Raw genomic sequence first — 17,414 nt, forward strand, 5'->3', positions numbered from 1 at the left:
GATGGGAAACAAGAAAGCGCTGAGGCAGCTTTACGCAGGTGGTGCGTTGCTGCTTGCCATATCCACCGGGCTGACCGCCTGCGAAAGTGTGCATGACCAGATCGTGGATAAGGAAAACAGCCTTGCCGCGGCGGGTTTTGTGGCGCGCCCCGCCAATAATCCGGAACGGCAGTTGATGCTGCAGAAACTTCCCCCCAACCGGTTCCTCCAGAAATCGTTTGGGGACCACATGCTCTACATCTATTCCGACCCCAAGGTGTGCAGTTGCCTTTATGTGGGCAACCAGGCTGCCTATGGGCGCTACATGTCCTATGTGCAGGCCCAGAATCTGGCTGACCAGCAGCAGATGACGGCGGATATGTACGAAGATGCCTCCTGGAACTGGGGCATGTGGGGTTGGGGCGGCGGCGGCGGCTGGGGGGGGCCATGGGGCGGCGGCTGGTGGTAAGGCGCTGCCTGCAAACACCGCATTGATAAAATAATAAAAGTTTCCGGGTGCCGCCTTTTTCCACAAAGGCGGCGTTTCCTTGAGGTTTTGTGAAAAAAGCCGCGTCAGAAACGGTCTGGCGCAGGCGGAATTTCAGGTAAATTTGGGGCGATGGTCCGCATAGACCACCATCTGCCAGGCTTCGCGCGTGCCGAGTCGGTGGGGGTGGGCATGGATGGCAGGCAGGAGTTGCCCTTCGCTTACGGCTATTTCCACGCCGCAGCCGGCACAACGGTAAATGCCGGAATGAGGGGCGACGGTGCGGGGCGGATGAAGCTTGTCGAATTCAGGATCGGTCCACGTATCAATAAACTGTGCGGACTGGTAGAGGGCCATCCCGTTCTCCATTGTTTTTCATCGGCTGGCTGGGCTGTTAAATAACCTTTAGCATGCATCTTATGTGGCGGCACATCCATCCCCCATGCAGCATGCTATAATCCTGTGCTTTTTCCCCACCTGTGGGTATTGCTTCCCATGCGGGGCAGGTAGATTATTTATGAGGGCATCTGTCACAAGCCAACATCTTTTCAGTACAGAATTAAATTTTTCATACTTATTAATGTAAAATGTAATTTATATTCCTGTTTTATCCATATTGAAATTATTGGATGTAGAAAATAACAAATTTATAAATAGCATAACAGGGTTCGTTTTATAGGAAAATATTCATTGAAACGTTTTGCGAAAATAACGTAACGATTAAAAAACAATAAAAGTTTTTTCAATGCAGCTTTGTCAAAAAAAACTTATCGGATACTGGCAGTTGATTGAAGGGGTTGTTCACAAAACCCGCCATTATCCCGTTTCCTGCCTGCCTTTGGCGTGCCGGGTAGCATGATGCGGACAGCATGTAACTGAAAGGACTGTCTTTCAGTCTGGAGAACGAAGCGTCAGCGACTGGTCAACTGTTTGTGTCACAATGGCATTCAGCGCGCCATGTGCTGCTGTCCATTGAAAGGGATCGGCATCGTTATTGAAGGTCGGGTCAAGCTGGTCGCCCCGTACCGTGCCATAGGCCTGAAAATACATGTCGGGCCGGGCGGGGATGGTGTCCATCGTCCATGTCCAGTCATCGGACAGGAGAGCTGTAGCGCCTACCTGCGCGCAGGGGCGCGTGGGTGACAGGGTCACGGCTGCCGTCGTCATGAGGGCTGCCTGCGGGCGGTGGTAGCGGCTGTCTCCGCCAATATCTTCCATCTGCAGGTCGCGGCGGCGCGCTTCCTCGGCGGGCGGGATGTTGCGCCAGCCATCGCCATCGGGGCCTGCGTGGGCGCGGTCGAGCGGGTCCGATGCAGGGCCAAAGGCGTGGCCTGCGTAATTGAGCGCGGTGCCTGCGGGCACATGGATCGGGCCATGGGCCGCGGCATTCTGCACAAAGCTGTTTTCAACCGGGTGTCTGGCCAGACAGAGCGTGATCTGGCCACCCGCCCAGGCCGGGCGGGCGCCAAGGGCAAGGCAGAGTCCGGTCATGGCTACCCACATGCCTTGCCGGATGGCCAGCCCACCCCCCTGCGCGAGGGGCGATGGGGAATGGGCTGGCCTCAGGCGCGGCATGGTAACGACCGGAAACAGCCGGGACTCAGTGCCCGGCGGCCTTCTTGCCCGAAGGCGTGCCAACCATGTCCTCAGAAACGAAGCGGATGCTGTTCTGGGCATCGAGCAGGGCGGCGTCCGCATCCTTGGTGTTGGGTGTTGCACCCGCAAGCAGGTTGGAGGCGCGATAGATATCGCTGGCGCTGGCATCGAGCGGTGCAATGGCCAGCACGAAGTCAACATCCACCGCAGCAACCTGCAGGTTCTGCGCGGCCTGCGTGGGCTTGCCCTTGTTCAGGCTGGTATTGGCCGAAGCCACCGCCGTGCCCTTGGTGGAGGTGGGCTCAAGGTCTTCGGTCACGATGTATTCGCCATCAACCGGCAGCCAGGCCACGGGCTGGGTGGAGGGGGCAGCCTTGGGTGCGGGTGCGCCAGCCGGGGCCTTTTTGGGGGGCGTGAGCTGGGCCTCGGCCTTCATGAACACCTTGTTGTCGCTCTTGGCGCGGGTCAGGGCGTTGTTGGCATCGGTCAGCAGCTTGATGGCGCCAGCGGTGTCGTTGTTGGCAAGGGCCGTGCGGGCCATGTCAATATCATCAAACGCCCGGCTGCCATCAGCCGACAGTTTGGCGAAATCACGGTTGACCGCGCGCCCGGCCGAGGGGGTGGCATGCGCCGCGCCGACTGCCGTGCCCAGCATGAGCAGGGCTGCGGGCAGGAATGCATATTTCTTCATGGTTCATTCTCCGGTCTTGGTGGCGGTATCATTGCCCGGCGCCATCTGTAACAAAAGATGTGGCAACGCAATGCGGCTGCCCTGCTGCCGCATGTCAGGCCCGACCGGGCGCCTGCGTGCCAAAAGTCCACTGGTCACGGCGCATGCATGCGCTAGTATGGGCCTTGCCGCTCCCGTCTGGGGTGGCGCTGTTTATCAAGGAATGAATCATGTCTGAATGTGCAACCAAGTGCCCTTCCAAGTCTCCCTGCCTCAAGGGTATCCTGGTTTTCGGTGCGATTGTCGGCGTTATCGTGTTTTTCCTTAAGAAAAAGAAGTGCAACGACTGATCTCGCGCAGTCACGCCGTGCCGGTCATGTCCCTTGCGGGCATGGCCCTGGTGCGGTCCGGGCCGTGAGTGGTGCAGGGCACCGGCGCATCATCCATGTTGACATGGATGCCTTTTATGCCTCGGTCGAGCAGCGCGATGATCCGGCCCTGCGGGGCAGGCCGCTTGCCGTAGGTGGTGCCGGGCGGCGCGGCGTTGTTGCCGCCGCGAGTTATGAGGCCCGCCGGTTCGGGGTGCGCTCGGCCATGCCTTCGGTCGTAGCACAGCGCAAATGCCCCGACCTTGTGTTCGTGCCGCCGCGTTTTGAGGTCTATCGCGCGATCTCCGCGCAGATTCACGCCATTTTTGCCTGTTTTACGCCCATTATCCAGCCGCTTTCGCTTGATGAGGCGTATCTGGATGTAACCCGTCCGCTGCTGGATTATCCCTCCGCCACCGCGATTGCCACGGCCATTCGTGCCCGTATCCGCGATGAGACGGCACTGACCGCCTCGGCAGGCGTGTCCTACAATAAATTCCTGGCCAAGCTGGCCTCCGATTACCGCAAGCCCGATGGCCAGTTTGTCATTACACCACGCATGGGGCCGGAGTTTGTGGCGAACCTGCCGGTCGGGCAGTTCCATGGCATTGGCCCGGCCACGGCGGCGCGGATGCATGGCCTTGGCATTCGCACTGGGCTGGACCTGCGCGCGCAGCCGCTCTCACGCCTGCTGCGGCATTTTGGCAAGGCGGCGGATTTCTATTACGGCATCGCCCGTGGGCTTGATGACCGCCCCGTGGAGGTCAACCGCCCGCGCCGCTCCATTGGCGGCGAGCAGACCTTCGATGCCGATATTCACGACTGGGCTGCCGCGCGTGACAGCATGCTGGCCCTGTCGGAGCGGGTGTGGGGGCGTTGTGTTGCGCGTGGCCTGACGGGTGTGACCGTGACGCTGAAGGTGAAATACAACGATTTCCGCCAGATCGTGCGCGGGCGCACGGCGCCGGAAGCCGTGGCGGACGGGGCTGATCTGGCCCGGCGGGCGCTGGCGCTGCTGGAGCCATGCTTTCCGCCGCCACGGGGCATCAGGCTGCTTGGCGTGACCGTATCGGGCCTGCGCGTGCCCGGCGCTGTTCCACCCGCGCGGCAACTGGCATTGTTTGGCTGATATATGAACAGAAGTTTTTGGGTGCCGCCTTTTTTCAAAAAGGCGGCGTCTTTTGCAGCTTTCTGAAAAAAGCTTCACCAAAAACTCTTTATCGATTGTAGGCAGATCGCATTGAGGCCATGGGATGGCTTCCCCCACAGCAGGCAGGATAAAATGAACAACGCAGCCCCTCCCGGTTCAAAGGCCATTCTCAACGCCATTGCCGAACTCGTGCTGATTGCCGTGCCGGAAGAGGAGGAGGAAACCTGCCGCGCCATCGAGATGCACATGGCCTTTACCGGCAATGTCGAACTTGGCGACACGAATGTGTATTTCGGCTTCGATTACGAAACGCAGGAGGGGGAAAAGGTCAATTTCAGCCCGTTTGAGGACGAATCGACCGAAGGCCATATCCGCTACCTGCACGACCTGCAGCACGAACTGCTGGAACTGCGCGCTGCCTTCTGGCGCGAGAACCCGGCCCGCGACCAGCCGGTCTGGACCGGGCTGACCCTGCGCGTGGAGATGGCCGAAGGGTCGTTTTCAGTCGATTTTGACTACTAATGCCCTGAAACAATAAAAGTTTCTGGTGAAGCTTTTTTCAAAAAGCTTCAAAAGACACTACCAGAAACTGTTTTAGGCCCCGCAACCCATTCAGGCCGGGGCAAAAGGCGGCAGCGGTTCGGGCTTCAGGCTGCTGGGCAGGTAAAGCGGATGCTCGGGGCGGCCCGTCCCCTTGCTCAGCCGCATGGCGCTGACCGTAATGCCGTGCTGTTGCAGCATGCGGATCACCTCCGGCCCGCGGGGCAGCAGGCTCCTGATCTGCGGCGAGCCATAGGCGGCCACCACCAGGTCGGCCCGCCGCGCCATGGCCAGCAGGTGGCGGTCGTTTTCAGGACCAACCGGGTCGGGCACCTCGGTCAGGCGCTTCTGGTCGGTGCAGCGATAGGCGAAGGTGTTGCCCACCAGCAGCGTGCCGTAGCCCCAGGCGCGGGCATAGCGCTGGCACTTGGCCACCGTGCGGTCATCGCCGTCTTCCGTCGCAACCGACGGGTTCATCATCAGCCACATCACTGCCTGCCCATCGGGGTTCCAGGTACGGGTCAGTTCATAGCGGTAGCATTTGTCCGGGCCGCCATAGATGGCATGGCTGACCACGTCATCGGCCAGGCGGAGCGGGCGGCTGTGGCCCACATGGTGCTGGCCCTGTCTGCTGGTGTTCATGGCCCCAAACATACGCATGGCCGCGCGGAGGTCCACCCCCGCGCGGCCATGGCGCGTTTTTCAGTGGTTGCGAAAGATCAGCGCGGCGTGCCGATTTTGTGCGGGGCCACCATCAGTTCATGGCCGCGCAGCATGCCATCCCAGTACAGCGCGGGCATGACCCATTCCTTGAGGAACCAGGCCAGATGCGTGGGCTTGCGGCCATTGAGCAGCCATGTGGGCAGGGTGGGGGCCAGCTTGCCGCCATAGGCGAACTCGGCCAGCACGATCTTGCCGCGTTCGACGGTCAGCGGGCAGGCGCCATAGCCATCATAATCGGCCACGGCGGGCTTGTGGTCGAGCGTTGCCAGCACGTTCACGGCCACGACCGGAGCCTGCACGCGCACGGCGGCGGCGGTCTTGGCGTTGGAGGTGCCCGCCACGTCACCGAGTGCGAACACATTGGCAAACTTCGTGTGGCGCAGGGTTGCGGGGTCAACCGACACCCAGCCGCCATCGCCCGCCAGCGCGCTGTTGCGGATCACGTCGGGCGCGCGCTGGGGCGGCACGACATGCAGCATGTCGAATTCCACTTCCGAGGTCGTCTTGCTGCCATCCTGCGCCACGTTCTCGAAGGTGGCGATGCGGCCCTTGCCGTCCACCTTTGTCAGGTTGGACTTGAGGCACAGGTCGATATGGTAGCGGTTGATGTAGTCCATCAGCGGCGGCACGAATTCCTTCACGCCAAACAGCCCCGGCGTTGCGGTGTGGAAGGATGTGTTGATGTTGTCGGCCAGGCCCCGCCTGCGCCAGGCGTCGCATGCCAGGTACATCGCCTTCTGCGGCGCGCCCGCGCATTTGATGGGCATGGGCGGCTGCGTAAAGACGGCATTGCCGCGGCCAAGCGTCTGCACCATCTGCCAGGTATAGGGGGCAAGGTCGTAGCGGTAGTTGGAGGTGACGCCATTGCGGCCAAGGGTTTCGCTCAGCCCCTCGATCGCGTCCCAGTCCAGCGTCAGGCCGGTGGCTACAACCAGCACCTCGTAGCGGATGGATGACCCGTTGGACAGGTGCACGAGGTTGGCCTCGGGCTCGAAGCCGGTCGCAGCCGCCTGCACCCAGTCGGCGCCGGCGGGGATCAGCTTCTTTTCCGACCGGCGGGTCTGTGACTGCTTGAACACGCCGCCGCCCACCAGCGTCCAGCCCGGCTGGTAGAAATGCGAGCCCGACGGCTCGATGATGGCCAGCGTGATGCCGCCGCGCCGCTTGAGAATGCTCGCCGCGGTGGACAGGCCGGCAGCGCCCCCGCCCACCACGACGACATCATAGGTCAGGCCCCGCGCCGTGCTGGCGAGGTTTGGGGTGGATGGGGCGGTATCGGTCATGAGGGGTCTCCGGAATGACTTTGTAGATAAGGCTGCAATGGATGCGCGTCAGGAACGGCTGAGCGGTATTTTGATATAACTTACACCATTATCCTCGGGTTCGGGCAAATGGCCGCCACGCATGTTGACCTGCACCGAGGGCATGATCAGGTTGGGCAGCGACAGGGTGGCGTCGCGCGCGGTGCGCATCTGCACGAACGCGTTTTCGTCCACGCCATCATGAACGTGAACATTGTTGTCGCGTTCCGCGCCTATGGTGGTTTCCCATGCAAAGGCGTCGCGGCCGGGGGCCTTGTAGTCGTGGCACAGGAAAACCCGCGTCTCGGCGGGCAGGGCGAGCAGGCGGCGGATGGAATGGTAGAGCATGCGCGCATCCCCGCCGGGAAAATCGGCCCGCGCGGTGCCGTAATCGGGCATGAACAGCGTATCGCCAATAAAGGCGGCCTCGCCGATCACATAGGCCATGTCCGCTGGCGTGTGGCCGGGCACGTGCAGCACGGTTACGGGCAGGGCGCCGAGCGTAAACCGCGCCCCGTCATCGAACAGCGCGTCGAACTGCGAGCCGTCGCGCGCGAACCGCGTGCCCGCGTTGAACAGCTTGCCGAAGATGTCCTGCACTTTCAGGATGGCGTGGCCAATGCCGAGCCTGCCGCCAAGGCGCTTCTGCAGCCAGGGTGCGGCCGAGAGGTGATCGGCGTGGACATGGGTTTCAAGCAGCCATTCCACCCTGAGCTTTTCCGCCGTGACGTAGTCCACGATGTCCTGCGCCATGGCGTGGTCGGTCCTGCCTGATGCGGGGTCGTAATCCATCACGCTGTCGATGATGGCGCAGGCGCGGGTGGCGGGGTCATGCACCACATGGGTGGCGGTGAAGGTGGGCAGGTCGAAGAATGTCCGGACAACCGGCGCCTGGCCTGTCGCGCGGCATGTCATCACCTGGTTTGCAGCGGCTTCAAGGGCGGTGTCGGGCATGGAATATTATCCATAGTTTATGAATTACATAATAAATGTATGTTATGAGATGGCTTGCGTCAAGGCGCGGCAGATGCAAAAGGGCAGGGCATGAGCACAGAGGCGAGTAAACCCGCAAACCATGGCATGATCGAAACGCGCCCGTTGCGGATCGGGGACGTGGCACCAGACTTTCAGGCCCGTACCACGAAGGGCGAAATGCGCCTGTCGGACTTCCGCGGGCGCTGGCTGCTGTTTTTTTCGCATCCGGCGGATTTCACGCCGGTCTGCACCAGCGAGTTCATTGCGCTGGCCCGCTCGGCCGATCGCTTCGAGCAGCTTGACTGCGCGCTGCTGGGCCTGTCGGTTGACAGCCTGTACGCGCATCTGGCCTGGCTCGAGACGATACAGGAGCGCTTTGGCGTCGAGATTCCGTTCCCGCTGGTCGAAGATCCCTCCATGGCGGTCTGCCGCGCCTACGGCATGCTGGACCTGACCGCGCAGAACAGCGCCACCGTGCGCGCCACCTACGTGATCGACCCTGATGGCGTGATCCGCGCGCTGGTGTGGTACCCCATGTCTGTCGGGCGCTCGGTCGAGGAACTGCTGCGCCTTGTCGAGGCCCTGCGCCGTAGCGAGGGCAACGCGGTCATGACGCCGGAGGGCTGGACGCCGGGCTGCGACGTGGTGCACCCCGTGCCCACCACGCAGGCCGCCCTGCGCAAGGCCGGGGGGAGTGGATGCTGGTTCTATAACCCCGTGCCCGATACGGGCCGCAAGCGCGGGCAGTAACGCTATGTCCGATCCTGCGCCGTGTCCGCGCCTGTCCTATGTGCTCACGCTGTCCTGCCCCAACCGGCCCGGCATCGTTGCGGCGATCAGCCAGGCCCTGTTCGAGCTTGATGGCGACATCGCGGGCGCCCAGCAGTTCGATGAGCGTGAAAGCCGCATCTTCTTCATGCGCGTGGTGTTCAGCGTGCCCGCGGGCGGCGTGGCGCGCGCCGCGCTTGAGCAGGCGCTGGCCGCTCTGGCCGCGCGGTTCGACATGCAGTGGTCGCTGCGCGAGAGCCTGCGGCCCACGCGCACCGTCATCATGGTCTCGCGCTTTGATCACTGTCTGGTCGACCTGCTGTATCGCTGGCGCATTGGCGAACTGGCCATTGCGCCGGTGGCCATCATCGCCAACCACCCGCGCGAGACCTATGCCCATATCGACCTTGACGGCATCCCCTTCCACTACCTGCCCGTAACATCCGCCACCAAGGCGGCGCAGGAGGCCAGGATGACCGAAATCGTGCGCGGGACAGGGGCCGAGCTGGTGGTGCTGGCGCGGTACATGCAGATCCTCTCCGATTCCATGAGCGCGTGGCTGGCGGGGCGGTGCATCAATATCCACCACTCCTTCCTGCCCGGCTTCAAGGGGGCAAGGCCCTATCATCAGGCTTTCGCGCGCGGGGTAAAGCTGATCGGGGCTACCGCGCACTTCGTTACCCCCGACCTTGATGAAGGCCCGATCATCGAGCAGGATGTCGAGCGCATTACCCATGCCGACACCCCCGATGACCTGATCCGCAAGGGGCGCGATATCGAGCGCCGGGTGCTGGCGCGTGCCGTGCGTTACTTTACCGAGTGCCGCGTCATTCCCAACGGGCGCAAGACCATCGTGTTCAATCCCTGATGCCCGGCCCGGACCACAGGCCAGCAGCAGCCCCCATGCCCGATGCCGATACGCAGTGCGCGGGCTTCCGCCAGGCGCGGCTGGCGCGCAAGACCGCCCTGATCGAGGATTATGTCGAACTGATCGATGACCTGCTCAATGACGGGCAGGAGGCGCGTCAGGTCGATATCGCCGCCCGCCTTGGCGTATCGCAGCCCACCGTGGCCAAGATGCTGGTCCGCCTCGAGGCGGACGGGCTGGTGACGCGCAGGCCCTATCGTGGCATTTTCCTGACCGGGGCAGGCCAGGAGATGGCGCGGGCCAGCCGCGCGCGCCACCACACGGTCGAGCAGTTCCTGCGTGCCCTTGGCGTCAGCGAGGCGAGTGCCCGCATTGATGCCGAGGGCATGGAACACTATGTGGGAGCGGAAACGCTGCGTGCCTTCCGCCACGCGCTCGAGGCGGGGCTGGCCGCCTTCATGGCCAAGGCAGGCAAACGCCACGACGACTGATCCGCCAAGGAAAGGGAACGCCCCATGACCCGACGCGCAGGCTCCGCCGACCTGCCGCTGCATACCGGGCGCGTGCCCGCGTGGCTGGGCCAGCGCATGGCGCGGCTGGGGGCGGTCATCACGCAGGCGGTCGTGCATCATTACGGGCGGGACGAATTCCTGCGCAGGCTGGCCCACCCGTTCTGGTTCCAGTCCTTTGGCGCGGTCATGGGCATGGACTGGCATTCCTCCGGCATCACCACCAGCGTGATCGGGGCGCTCAAGCGCGGGCTGGCGCCATTGCAGGATGAGCTGGGCCTGTATGTATGCGGGGGGCGTGGCCGCCATTCGCGCCGCACGCCCGATGAACTGCTGGCGGTGGGCGAGGCCACCGGGCTTGACGCCACGCCCCTTGTGGCCACGAGCCGCATGGTGGCCAAGGTGGACAGTGCCGCCGTGCAGGACGGGTTTGATCTGTACCTGCATGGTTTCATCGTGGCGGCGGATGGCAAATGGGCCGTGGTGCAGCAGGGCATGCATGCGGGCCAGCGCCTTGCGCGGCGCTATCACTGGCTGTCCGATGACGTGAGCAGTTTTGTCGAGGCGCCGCATGCCGCCATTGATGGCCGCACGACAGGCCGCCCCATCATGAACCTGACCGACCACCGGGCAGCTGCCTCACGCGCAGGGCAGGTCGAACTGCTGCATGACATGGGACCGGACCGGCTGACGCGCGCACTCATGCGCATCGAGGGCCATGCGCCCCCGCCGCCGCCCGCTCAGGGTGAACTGCCCTATCTGTGCATGCCCGCCCACCATGACGTGCAGCCGCAGGACGTGAACATGCGCCGCCTGCATGGCGCGCTGGCGGCGGCACAGGAGGCGGGGCCGCGTGACTTCCCCGACCTTTTGCGTGTGCCCGGCGTGGGCGCGCGCACGGTGCGTGCCCTTGCACTGGTGGCGGAGGTGGTGCATGGCGCGCCGTGCCGGTTTGATGATCCGGCCCGTTTCTCGCTGGCGCATGGCGGCAAGGACCGCCACCCCTATCCCGTGCCGGTGGCGGTGTATGACCGCACGCTCTCGGTCATGAAGGCGGCCGTGGCCGCGGCGAAGCTGGGGCGCGAGGAACGGCTCGATGCCATCCGCAGGCTCGACTCCGCTACCCGCAGGCTGGAGCGCGATGCGCGTGGCCCGTCTTTTTCCGCCATTATGGGCGCGGAACGCGCGCGCTCGCATGATTATGGCGGGCGCTCGGTATTTGGTTATGAACCGCCGCCGCCCGACCGGGTTTCAGAAGGGCAGCGGAACGGGATCATGCGCCATGATGGCCAGCCACACGACCAGCAGGGACACGAAGGCGAGGCGTCCCGCAACGCGGGATAGGGGTGCATCTGTCATGCAGGCATGATACCGGGCCAAATGCGGCATAAGTGCGGAGTCTTTTCCCCGCCATGTCCTCAAGGCAGCATCCTCGCATGAATGTGAAAGACACCACTCTCCCCGCCGACACGCCCTCCATGCCCGCGCTGGCACGCTACCGCACGCGCCCGCTGGGGTTCATTTTCCATTACGTGCGGCTGCATGGCCGGTGGCACGCCATCATCGTCAGCGCGATTGCGGTGGCGGTGGCGTGCAACGTGGGCATGTCGGCCATCATCCGCCATCTGGTCAATGGCATGACCGAGGGTGGCCAGGGCATGCAGGCGGTCTGGGTATCCATCTTCCTGTTCTGCGCCACCATCATCTGCGACAACGCGGCCTGGCGGGTGGCGGGGTGGATGGCCTCGGGCGTGTTCGTGCGGGTGGGTGGCGATGTGCGTGGCGACCTGTTCCGCTACCTCAGCGGGCATGACGCGACCTATTTTGCCGACCGGCTTTCCGGAGCACTCGCGGCCCGCGTTTCGGCGGCGGCAGGCGCGGTGGTGGCGCTGGAGAACATGGCGGCATGGAACCTGCTGCCTTCGGTGCTGAACCTGTTCCTCGCCATCATCACGCTGGGCACGGTCAGCCCGCTGATGGCACTGGTGCTGGTGGGCATGACGCTGCTGCTGGGGCTGTGCATCTACCTGCTGGCGGGCCACGGGCAGGAGATGCACCTGGCCTACGCGGCGGAAGCGGCGGAGGTGGATGGCGAGATGCTGGACGTGATGCAGAACCTGCCCCTTGTGCGCGCGTACGGCATGATGGGGGCGGAGCATGGTCGCATGCGACAGCGCATCCGTGGCGAGATCGGGCTGCACACGCGTTCGCTACGCTATATGGAAAAGCTGCGGATGATCCATTCCGTCGTCACCGCCTTCATGACCACGGGGCTGCTGCTATGGGCCGTGCTGCTGTGGCGCATGCACCGCGCCACCACGGGCGATGTGGTGATGGTGACCACGCTGGGCTTCCTGATCCTGAACTGCACGCGTGACCTGGCCTTTTCCATGGTGGAGGCGATGAAGCACGTCACCCGCCTGGCCGAGACGCTGGGCCACCTGCTGGTGCCGCATGAAGGCAGCGGCGTGGCCGAGACGGTGGTGCTGCCGCCCGCAATGCTGCGCGGGCATGTGCAACTGCGTGATGTGAGTTTTGCCTATCCCGGTGGCGCGCCGGTGCTGTCGCATTTCAACCTAGATATTCCCGCGGGCACGCGCGTGGGGCTGGTGGGGGTGTCGGGCTCGGGCAAGAGCACGGTGCTGGCCCTGCTGCAGCGCCAGCGCTTCGTGCAGGCGGGGGCGGTGGAGCTTGATGGCGTCAACATCCTTGAACTCGACGAGGCCAGCCTGCGCGCCTCCATGGCCGTGGTGCCGCAGGAGGTATACCTCCTGCGCCGCTCGGTGGGCGAGAACATCCGCTACGGCCGCCCCGATGCCACCGATGAGGAGGTAAAGGCCGCGGCAGAAGCTGCAGGCTGTACCCGTTTCATCAACGCCATGCCGCAGGGGTTCGCCACCGTTGTGGGCGAGCGGGGGGTCATGCTCTCGGGCGGGCAGCGCCAGCGTCTGGCCATTGCGCGCGCCTTCCTGCGCAATGCGCCCATCCTGATCCTGGATGAAGCGACCAGCGCGCTTGATGGGGAAAGCGAGCGCCATGTCCATGCCGCCCTCGAGCGGCTGATGGTGGGACGCACGGTCATTGCCGTCGCCCACCGGCTTTCCACCCTGCGCGGGTTTGACCGGATCGTTGTGATGGAGCGCGGCCATATTGCCCAGGCGGGCACCATGGCCGAGCTTGAGGCGGTGCCCGGCCCGTATCGTGACCGGCTGCTGGCAACAGGCGACCTGCTGGCCCCCGTGCCGGGTCTTTCGCCCCTGTCGTGAACAGTGTCTGAAACAACGCATTGATAAAAAATGCTAAAAGTTTTCGGGTGCTGCCTTTTTGAGAAAAGGCGGCGTTCTTCCAGTCTCTCATCAAACCACAAGGAAAACCCATGCAGGCCCCAACCCACCGCATAGGCCCCGAAGACCTCGTGCCCATGGTGGCCGCCACCCTTGCGGGCGAGACGGATCTGATCGCCAACATGGCGAATATCGCAGCCCTGGTGTTCGAGGCGCTGCCAGACCTCAACTGGGCCGGATTCTATCTGTGGAAGGACGGGATGCTCGTGCTGGGGCCTTTTCAGGGGCGGGTGGCCTGCACGCGTATTGCGCCGGGGCGTGGCGTGTGCGGCACGGTCGCGCGCGGGCGCAGGACGCAAATCGTGCCTGACGTGCATGCCTTTCCCGGCCATATTGCCTGTGACGCGGCCTCTGCCGCCGAGATCGTGGTGCCTGTCCTGCACGGGGAACGGCTCGTGGGCGTGCTGGATGTTGACAGCCCCTGCCGCAACCGTTTCACCCCATCGGACCAGCACAGGCTCGAACAGGTCGTGGCGCTGCTGGTGGCCAGGATCACGCCCTGATCAGGCAGGCATGCCCTGCGTGCCCACCAGAATATTAAATCAGGAAGTTTTTGGTGAAGCTTTTTTCAAAAAGCTTCGAAGAACGCCGCCTTTTTGAAAAAAGGCAGCACCCGAAAAATTTCATTCTTTTTTGTCAATGCATTGTTTCCCGGCGTTCTTTTCGGGTCGCCGGTCACGTTCATTGTTTTCCGTCAGTCCGCAGGGCGGGATGGGGCGCGGGTGCGGCCGGCATCGGCTCGCCTGGCGTGGAGGGTGCGGGCGGCGTGTCCGTCAGCCGGGCAATGGCCGTGCGGGTGGTGAGCATGCCGTGGGCGGCCTGGCCGTGGTCATTGGGTATGTCGGCCTGGGGGGTCATGTACATCATGCCCTGCGGGAAAGCCATGAGCACGCGCCTGCGCCGCAGGAAGTTCATGCCCAGCACGCTGTAGCTGGTTTTTTCCACATTCACGTCCAGCGGCAGGTCATGCCAGCCGCCAATGGCAATATTGTCAAAATGGTGCCTGCGTCCGTTCAGGATCTTGCCGGCATTGGTGCGGACGTGAATGTCATCACGCAATATGGCGGAGGTCAGGCCCAGCGCCCTGGCATCCTTGCGTGAAAGCGAGGACATGTCCGCCCCCGGTTCGATCTCCATGCGCGTGCCCTGCGTGCCCACCTGCATGCTGATGCCGGTCATGCGCCCACGGCGGTCGGGTTGCAGGGGCAGGGCCGTGCTGTCCGGCCCGAGCCAGTCCTGCAATGGCGGGCAGCCGGGCTGCGTGCTGGCAACGAACAGCACCATGACGCGGGCGGGGAAATCAAACAGCACATCGTAATTGCCCAGTATGTCGTAGCCGATCACGCCGAGCACGGGCTGGTCATTGAGGCGGGGCTGGCGCGTGCCCTCGATCAGGGCGGGCACGTCATCGGCATGGCCGTTGCTGATGCGCAGGTCATGCAGCACCGTGGTGTAGGTGGTGTCGATGCCCGCGATGGTCTGGATGCTGATGGCTGACAGAACGGGAAAAGTCGTGTCGTTGGGCGCGTAAATGCCCACCTCGTCCTGTGTGACGCTGACATAGGCCAGTCCGGTCATGTCATTGAACGTGGCGGGAATGATGGGGCTGCCGCTATTGGTCAGCAGCGGGGCTTCGATGACATGGGTCAGGCAGGCGGCGGGCAGGCCATAGTGCAATACGGGCGTCGGCGCGGGTAAGGGGGCGTGCCGGGCGGCATGGGCGGGCATGCCCTCCGCAAGGGCAAGAAGCACGGCGCCCGCGCGGGCCAGCAGGGCCGCACGCGGATCAGTCCGGCTGGTCCGTAAGGTATTCCGCCGCCCCGGTATTTTCATCGAGGGGGGATTCGGTCTGGTCAAAGCGGGTGTAGTCAACGGTGATCCGCCCATCTGGCCCGGCGTTGATGATATCGACGAAGCGGTGATTATACAGCATGCGGTCAAATCCGTAAGCGGAGCGCGCGAAAACGGTCTGGCCCGAGGCTTCGTCGGTGCCGGTCAGGCTGACGATGATTTCCGCCTCCTGTGCCGCAAGGTCGTTTTCCGTCATGCCATAAAGGGGGCTGTCGGTGTCGATGACATGGGTGGGCGTGCAGGCAAAGCGCAGCACCGGCACATGCGACTGCTGGAGTGTAAGCAGGTCGAACTGCCGCACCACCCGGCCCGATGGCATGCGGATGAGACGGGCGAGCGCAAACTCCACATCCACTGACAGGATGGGGCTGCGGCGGCAGTTGGCGATGCGGATATCAAGGTGAAGGTGGCCGCCTTCCGCAAGGATCAGCGCCTTGTCACTGAACATGACCCGCGCGCGCGGGCGCGAAAAACGCGCGAAGATGAGGCCCGTGGCCAGGGCGTTGATCATCATGCCGCCCAGCACTTCCACCGTGGCGATCATGTTGGCGGTGCGGCTCACTGGCACCATGCCGCCATAGCCCACGGTCGAGAGGGTCTGCACGCTGAAGAAGAAGAAATCAGCAAAGCTGTGCGGGTCGGCTCCCTTAACGCCCTGGCTGTCGGCCATGTACAGCAGCGCGAAAAGCAGGTTGACCCCCACATACACCAGCAGCGAGCTGTAAAAGAACGTGCGCCACGGTGCGGTGAGGGCATGGTGGTAGAAATCGGACCAGATGCGGTCCACCTGCCCCACGCGCACGATGGTGTCGTGTCCCTGGTCCTCGACCTTGTGAAGGGATTGCCGCCTGTCGCCTGCCGGAGGGCTGGGGCGTGGGGGCGTTTGTGGCCCGGCGTCCTGTGCCATGGCGTGTCCTGCCTGCGCGTGTGGTGTGGGGTCAGGACGGATTGGCCTGACAAACTTTGTAATATGACATGCGCCCCGGCGGGGCAACGGGCTGCGTGGTAGAGAGGGCGTGCATCCTTCGCATATCCATGCACACCCGCCCGGCAGGAGACCCCATGGCAGAGTTGACCCCCGACCAGATGGAACACATGGCCACCACGCTGGAAGGCACGGGCCGCTACCGCGTGCTGCGCCCGCTTGCCCCGCGCGTGCTGGCTGAATACCCGCCCGAGGCAGGCACGCGGCTGGGCATGTTCCTTGATCTCGAGACCACGGGGCTGAGTGCGGTGAAGGACGAGATTATCGAATTCGGCATCGTGCCCTTTGTTTACACGCTGGACGGACGGATTCTGGGCAGTCTGGAACCGTTCAGCCGCCTGCGTGAACCCTCGCGCCCCATTCCGCCCCAGATCACCGCGCTGACCGGCATCACCCCCGCCATGGTGGCGGGCCAGTCGGTGACACCGGAGGAGGTGGCCAGTTTCGTGGCGCCTGCCTCACTTATTATCGCACATAATGCAGATTTTGACCGCAAGTTTGCCGAGCGTTTCACTCCGGCCTTCACCACCAAGCCGTGGGCGTGCTCCATGAAGGACGTGGACTGGGCGGCGGAAGGCTTTGAGGGGCGCAAGCTGTCCTATCTGGGCATGCAGGCAGGGTTCTGGTTTGACGGGCACCGCGCGGTGGATGACTGCCAGGCGGGCATTGCCATTCTCGACCGGGTGCTGCCGGTGTCAGGCCAGCCTGCCCTTGCGGCATTGCTGGAAAACGCCCGGCAGGTACGCTGCCGCATCTGGGCGGAAAATGCGCCCTATGAGTTCAAGGACCAGTTGCGCCAGCGCGGCTACCGGTGGAATGACGGCACGGATGGCAATCCGCGCGCGTGGTCCATCTCGCTGCCCGAGGCGGAGGTGGAAGCGGAACTGGCTTATCTGAAAGCGGAGGTCTTTGCCCGCCCTGTGGACCTGCCGGTGACGCGGATCACGCCGTGGGACCGGTTTTCCACCCGTTGCTGAGGGGGGGGGATATTTTTTGGGCTGCCTTATTGGACGAAGCTTTTTGGAAAAAAGCTTCACCAAAAAATTTTATTATTTTCAAGGCATGGAATATAGCTTCAGTTATATAAAATAATTAATTGCTTACATATTTTGATAATTTTAAATAATTCATAATATAATAAAAACAGATTTCATAAGTATTGATATAAAAAAAGAAGAAAGTTTTTGGTGAAGCTTTTTTCAAAAAGCTTCAAAAAACGTAGCACCCGGAAATTTTTACGGACCACCAAAGAACGCATCGCCCATGTAATCAGGCGGCCCGCCATCCAGTCCTTCGGCTT

General features: G+C 63.1%; 18 protein-coding genes. 10 read left to right on the forward strand and 8 right to left on the reverse strand.

Annotation, left to right across the window (positions count from 1 at the left end; translation table 11 throughout):
• The first annotated feature begins 1 nt into the window (after window position 1).
• A complete protein-coding gene (locus GXY01S_RS05800) occupies window positions 2-448 on the forward strand; it encodes a hypothetical protein (RefSeq protein ID WP_242501154.1) in 447 nt (148 codons plus the stop codon).
• 132 nt (window positions 449-580) lie between these two features.
• On the opposite strand, the gene GXY01S_RS05805 is transcribed toward GXY01S_RS05800, so the two are convergent.
• The 3 genes from GXY01S_RS05805 to GXY01S_RS05815 form a co-directional block, all read right to left on the reverse strand.
• Window positions 581-823 carry a hypothetical protein gene (locus GXY01S_RS05805; RefSeq protein ID WP_174520918.1) on the reverse strand — a complete coding sequence of 81 codons (243 nt, stop codon included), beginning with the start codon at window positions 821-823 and terminating at the stop codon, window positions 581-583.
• A 534-nt stretch (window positions 824-1,357) separates the two neighbouring features.
• Window positions 1,358-1,957 carry a hypothetical protein gene (locus GXY01S_RS05810; RefSeq protein WP_061273001.1) on the reverse strand — a complete coding sequence of 200 codons (600 nt, stop codon included), beginning with the start codon at window positions 1,955-1,957 and terminating at the stop codon, window positions 1,358-1,360.
• 109 nt (window positions 1,958-2,066) lie between these two features.
• Window positions 2,067-2,753, reverse strand: coding sequence for a YfdX family protein (locus GXY01S_RS05815; RefSeq protein ID WP_061272934.1), 687 nt, complete (start codon window positions 2,751-2,753; stop codon window positions 2,067-2,069).
• A 393-nt stretch (window positions 2,754-3,146) separates the two neighbouring features.
• Between GXY01S_RS05815 and dinB the strand changes: the two genes are divergently transcribed.
• Together dinB and GXY01S_RS05825 are read left to right on the forward strand one after the other, a co-directional pair.
• Window positions 3,147-4,229, forward strand: coding sequence for a DNA polymerase IV (gene dinB / locus GXY01S_RS05820; RefSeq protein WP_255210365.1), 1,083 nt, complete (start codon window positions 3,147-3,149; stop codon window positions 4,227-4,229).
• 153 nt (window positions 4,230-4,382) lie between these two features.
• Complete coding sequence (locus GXY01S_RS05825) at window positions 4,383-4,772, forward strand: immunity protein YezG family protein (RefSeq protein ID WP_061272938.1); 390 nt, start codon at window positions 4,383-4,385, stop codon at window positions 4,770-4,772.
• 90 nt (window positions 4,773-4,862) lie between these two features.
• Here the strand turns inward: GXY01S_RS05825 and GXY01S_RS05830 are convergent, their stop codons facing one another.
• Genes GXY01S_RS05830 through GXY01S_RS05840 form a run of 3 tightly spaced genes read right to left on the reverse strand, consistent with a single transcriptional unit; the run spans window position 4,863 to window position 7,768 of the window.
• A complete protein-coding gene (locus tag GXY01S_RS05830; RefSeq protein ID WP_165165645.1) occupies window positions 4,863-5,450 on the reverse strand; it encodes a DUF1643 domain-containing protein in 588 nt (195 codons plus the stop codon).
• A 59-nt stretch (window positions 5,451-5,509) separates the two neighbouring features.
• Complete coding sequence (locus tag GXY01S_RS05835; protein ID WP_061272941.1) at window positions 5,510-6,796, reverse strand: NAD(P)/FAD-dependent oxidoreductase; 1,287 nt, start codon at window positions 6,794-6,796, stop codon at window positions 5,510-5,512.
• 48 nt (window positions 6,797-6,844) lie between these two features.
• Window positions 6,845-7,768, reverse strand: coding sequence for an MBL fold metallo-hydrolase (locus GXY01S_RS05840; protein ID WP_061272944.1), 924 nt, complete (start codon window positions 7,766-7,768; stop codon window positions 6,845-6,847).
• 90 nt (window positions 7,769-7,858) lie between these two features.
• Here GXY01S_RS05840 and GXY01S_RS05845 point away from each other — a divergent pair, with 90 nt between their 5' ends.
• From GXY01S_RS05845 to GXY01S_RS05870, 6 genes are all read left to right on the forward strand, one after another.
• The gene (locus GXY01S_RS05845; RefSeq protein WP_061272946.1) at window positions 7,859-8,539 is read left to right on the forward strand and encodes a peroxiredoxin; all 681 of its coding nucleotides are present in this window, start codon (window positions 7,859-7,861) and stop codon (window positions 8,537-8,539) included.
• A gap of 4 nt (window positions 8,540-8,543) precedes the next feature.
• Window positions 8,544-9,425 (forward strand): formyltetrahydrofolate deformylase, encoded by an 882-nt coding sequence (purU, locus tag GXY01S_RS05850; RefSeq protein ID WP_061272949.1) that lies wholly within the window; start codon window positions 8,544-8,546, stop codon window positions 9,423-9,425.
• Window positions 9,425-9,916 (forward strand): manganese-binding transcriptional regulator MntR, encoded by a 492-nt coding sequence (gene mntR / locus GXY01S_RS05855; protein WP_061272952.1) that lies wholly within the window; start codon window positions 9,425-9,427, stop codon window positions 9,914-9,916. Before purU ends, mntR begins: the two co-directional genes overlap by 1 nt.
• A 24-nt stretch (window positions 9,917-9,940) precedes the next feature.
• Window positions 9,941-11,278, forward strand: coding sequence for a DUF763 domain-containing protein (locus tag GXY01S_RS05860; protein ID WP_061272955.1), 1,338 nt, complete (start codon window positions 9,941-9,943; stop codon window positions 11,276-11,278).
• Window positions 11,279-11,370: 92 nt separating this feature from the next.
• A complete protein-coding gene (locus tag GXY01S_RS05865) occupies window positions 11,371-13,200 on the forward strand; it encodes an ABC transporter ATP-binding protein (RefSeq protein WP_061272958.1) in 1,830 nt (609 codons plus the stop codon).
• Between the two features lie 110 nt (window positions 13,201-13,310).
• Complete coding sequence (locus GXY01S_RS05870) at window positions 13,311-13,781, forward strand: GAF domain-containing protein (protein WP_061272961.1); 471 nt, start codon at window positions 13,311-13,313, stop codon at window positions 13,779-13,781.
• 178 nt (window positions 13,782-13,959) lie between these two features.
• Here GXY01S_RS05870 and GXY01S_RS05875 read toward each other — a convergent pair whose 3' ends face one another.
• Window positions 13,960-15,111, reverse strand: coding sequence for a retropepsin-like aspartic protease (locus GXY01S_RS05875; RefSeq protein WP_082770734.1), 1,152 nt, complete (start codon window positions 15,109-15,111; stop codon window positions 13,960-13,962).
• Complete coding sequence (locus GXY01S_RS05880; RefSeq protein ID WP_061272964.1) at window positions 15,065-16,036, reverse strand: ion channel; 972 nt, start codon at window positions 16,034-16,036, stop codon at window positions 15,065-15,067. The genes GXY01S_RS05875 and GXY01S_RS05880 overlap by 47 nt, the downstream gene beginning before the upstream one ends.
• Before the next feature lie 155 nt (window positions 16,037-16,191).
• On the opposite strand from GXY01S_RS05880, the gene GXY01S_RS05885 reads away from it, so the two are divergent.
• Window positions 16,192-17,091 (forward strand): 3'-5' exonuclease, encoded by a 900-nt coding sequence (locus GXY01S_RS05885; RefSeq protein WP_061272967.1) that lies wholly within the window; start codon window positions 16,192-16,194, stop codon window positions 17,089-17,091.
• Window positions 17,092-17,414: the final 323 nt, after the last annotated feature.

The sequence above is a fragment of the Komagataeibacter xylinus NBRC 15237 genome, assembly GCF_001571345.1.
In the GTDB taxonomy this organism is placed as follows: domain Bacteria; phylum Pseudomonadota; class Alphaproteobacteria; order Acetobacterales; family Acetobacteraceae; genus Komagataeibacter; species Komagataeibacter xylinus.

Excerpts from the sequence above, each read along its gene's own strand:
- GXY01S_RS05800 (WP_242501154.1), top strand. The coding sequence starts at position 2 with ATGGGAAACAAGAAAGCGCTGAGGCAGCTTTACGCAGGTGGTGCGTTG.
- GXY01S_RS05805 (WP_174520918.1), bottom strand. The coding sequence starts at position 823 with ATGGCCCTCTACCAGTCCGCACAGTTTATTGATACGTGGACCGATCCT.
- GXY01S_RS05815 (WP_061272934.1), bottom strand. The coding sequence starts at position 2,753 with ATGAAGAAATATGCATTCCTGCCCGCAGCCCTGCTCATGCTGGGCACG.
- GXY01S_RS05825 (WP_061272938.1), top strand. The coding sequence starts at position 4,383 with ATGAACAACGCAGCCCCTCCCGGTTCAAAGGCCATTCTCAACGCCATT.
- GXY01S_RS05865 (WP_061272958.1), top strand. The coding sequence starts at position 11,371 with ATGAATGTGAAAGACACCACTCTCCCCGCCGACACGCCCTCCATGCCC.
- GXY01S_RS05835 (WP_061272941.1), bottom strand. The coding sequence starts at position 6,796 with ATGACCGATACCGCCCCATCCACCCCAAACCTCGCCAGCACGGCGCGG.
- GXY01S_RS05810 (WP_061273001.1), bottom strand. The coding sequence starts at position 1,957 with ATGACCGGACTCTGCCTTGCCCTTGGCGCCCGCCCGGCCTGGGCGGGT.
- GXY01S_RS05875 (WP_082770734.1), bottom strand. The coding sequence starts at position 15,111 with ATGAAAATACCGGGGCGGCGGAATACCTTACGGACCAGCCGGACTGAT.
- GXY01S_RS05830 (WP_165165645.1), bottom strand. The coding sequence starts at position 5,450 with ATGCGTATGTTTGGGGCCATGAACACCAGCAGACAGGGCCAGCACCAT.
- GXY01S_RS05870 (WP_061272961.1), top strand. The coding sequence starts at position 13,311 with ATGCAGGCCCCAACCCACCGCATAGGCCCCGAAGACCTCGTGCCCATG.
- GXY01S_RS05845 (WP_061272946.1), top strand. The coding sequence starts at position 7,859 with ATGAGCACAGAGGCGAGTAAACCCGCAAACCATGGCATGATCGAAACG.
- purU (WP_061272949.1), top strand. The coding sequence starts at position 8,544 with ATGTCCGATCCTGCGCCGTGTCCGCGCCTGTCCTATGTGCTCACGCTG.
- GXY01S_RS05840 (WP_061272944.1), bottom strand. The coding sequence starts at position 7,768 with ATGCCCGACACCGCCCTTGAAGCCGCTGCAAACCAGGTGATGACATGC.
- GXY01S_RS05860 (WP_061272955.1), top strand. The coding sequence starts at position 9,941 with ATGACCCGACGCGCAGGCTCCGCCGACCTGCCGCTGCATACCGGGCGC.
- mntR (WP_061272952.1), top strand. The coding sequence starts at position 9,425 with ATGCCCGGCCCGGACCACAGGCCAGCAGCAGCCCCCATGCCCGATGCC.
- GXY01S_RS05880 (WP_061272964.1), bottom strand. The coding sequence starts at position 16,036 with ATGGCACAGGACGCCGGGCCACAAACGCCCCCACGCCCCAGCCCTCCG.
- GXY01S_RS05885 (WP_061272967.1), top strand. The coding sequence starts at position 16,192 with ATGGCAGAGTTGACCCCCGACCAGATGGAACACATGGCCACCACGCTG.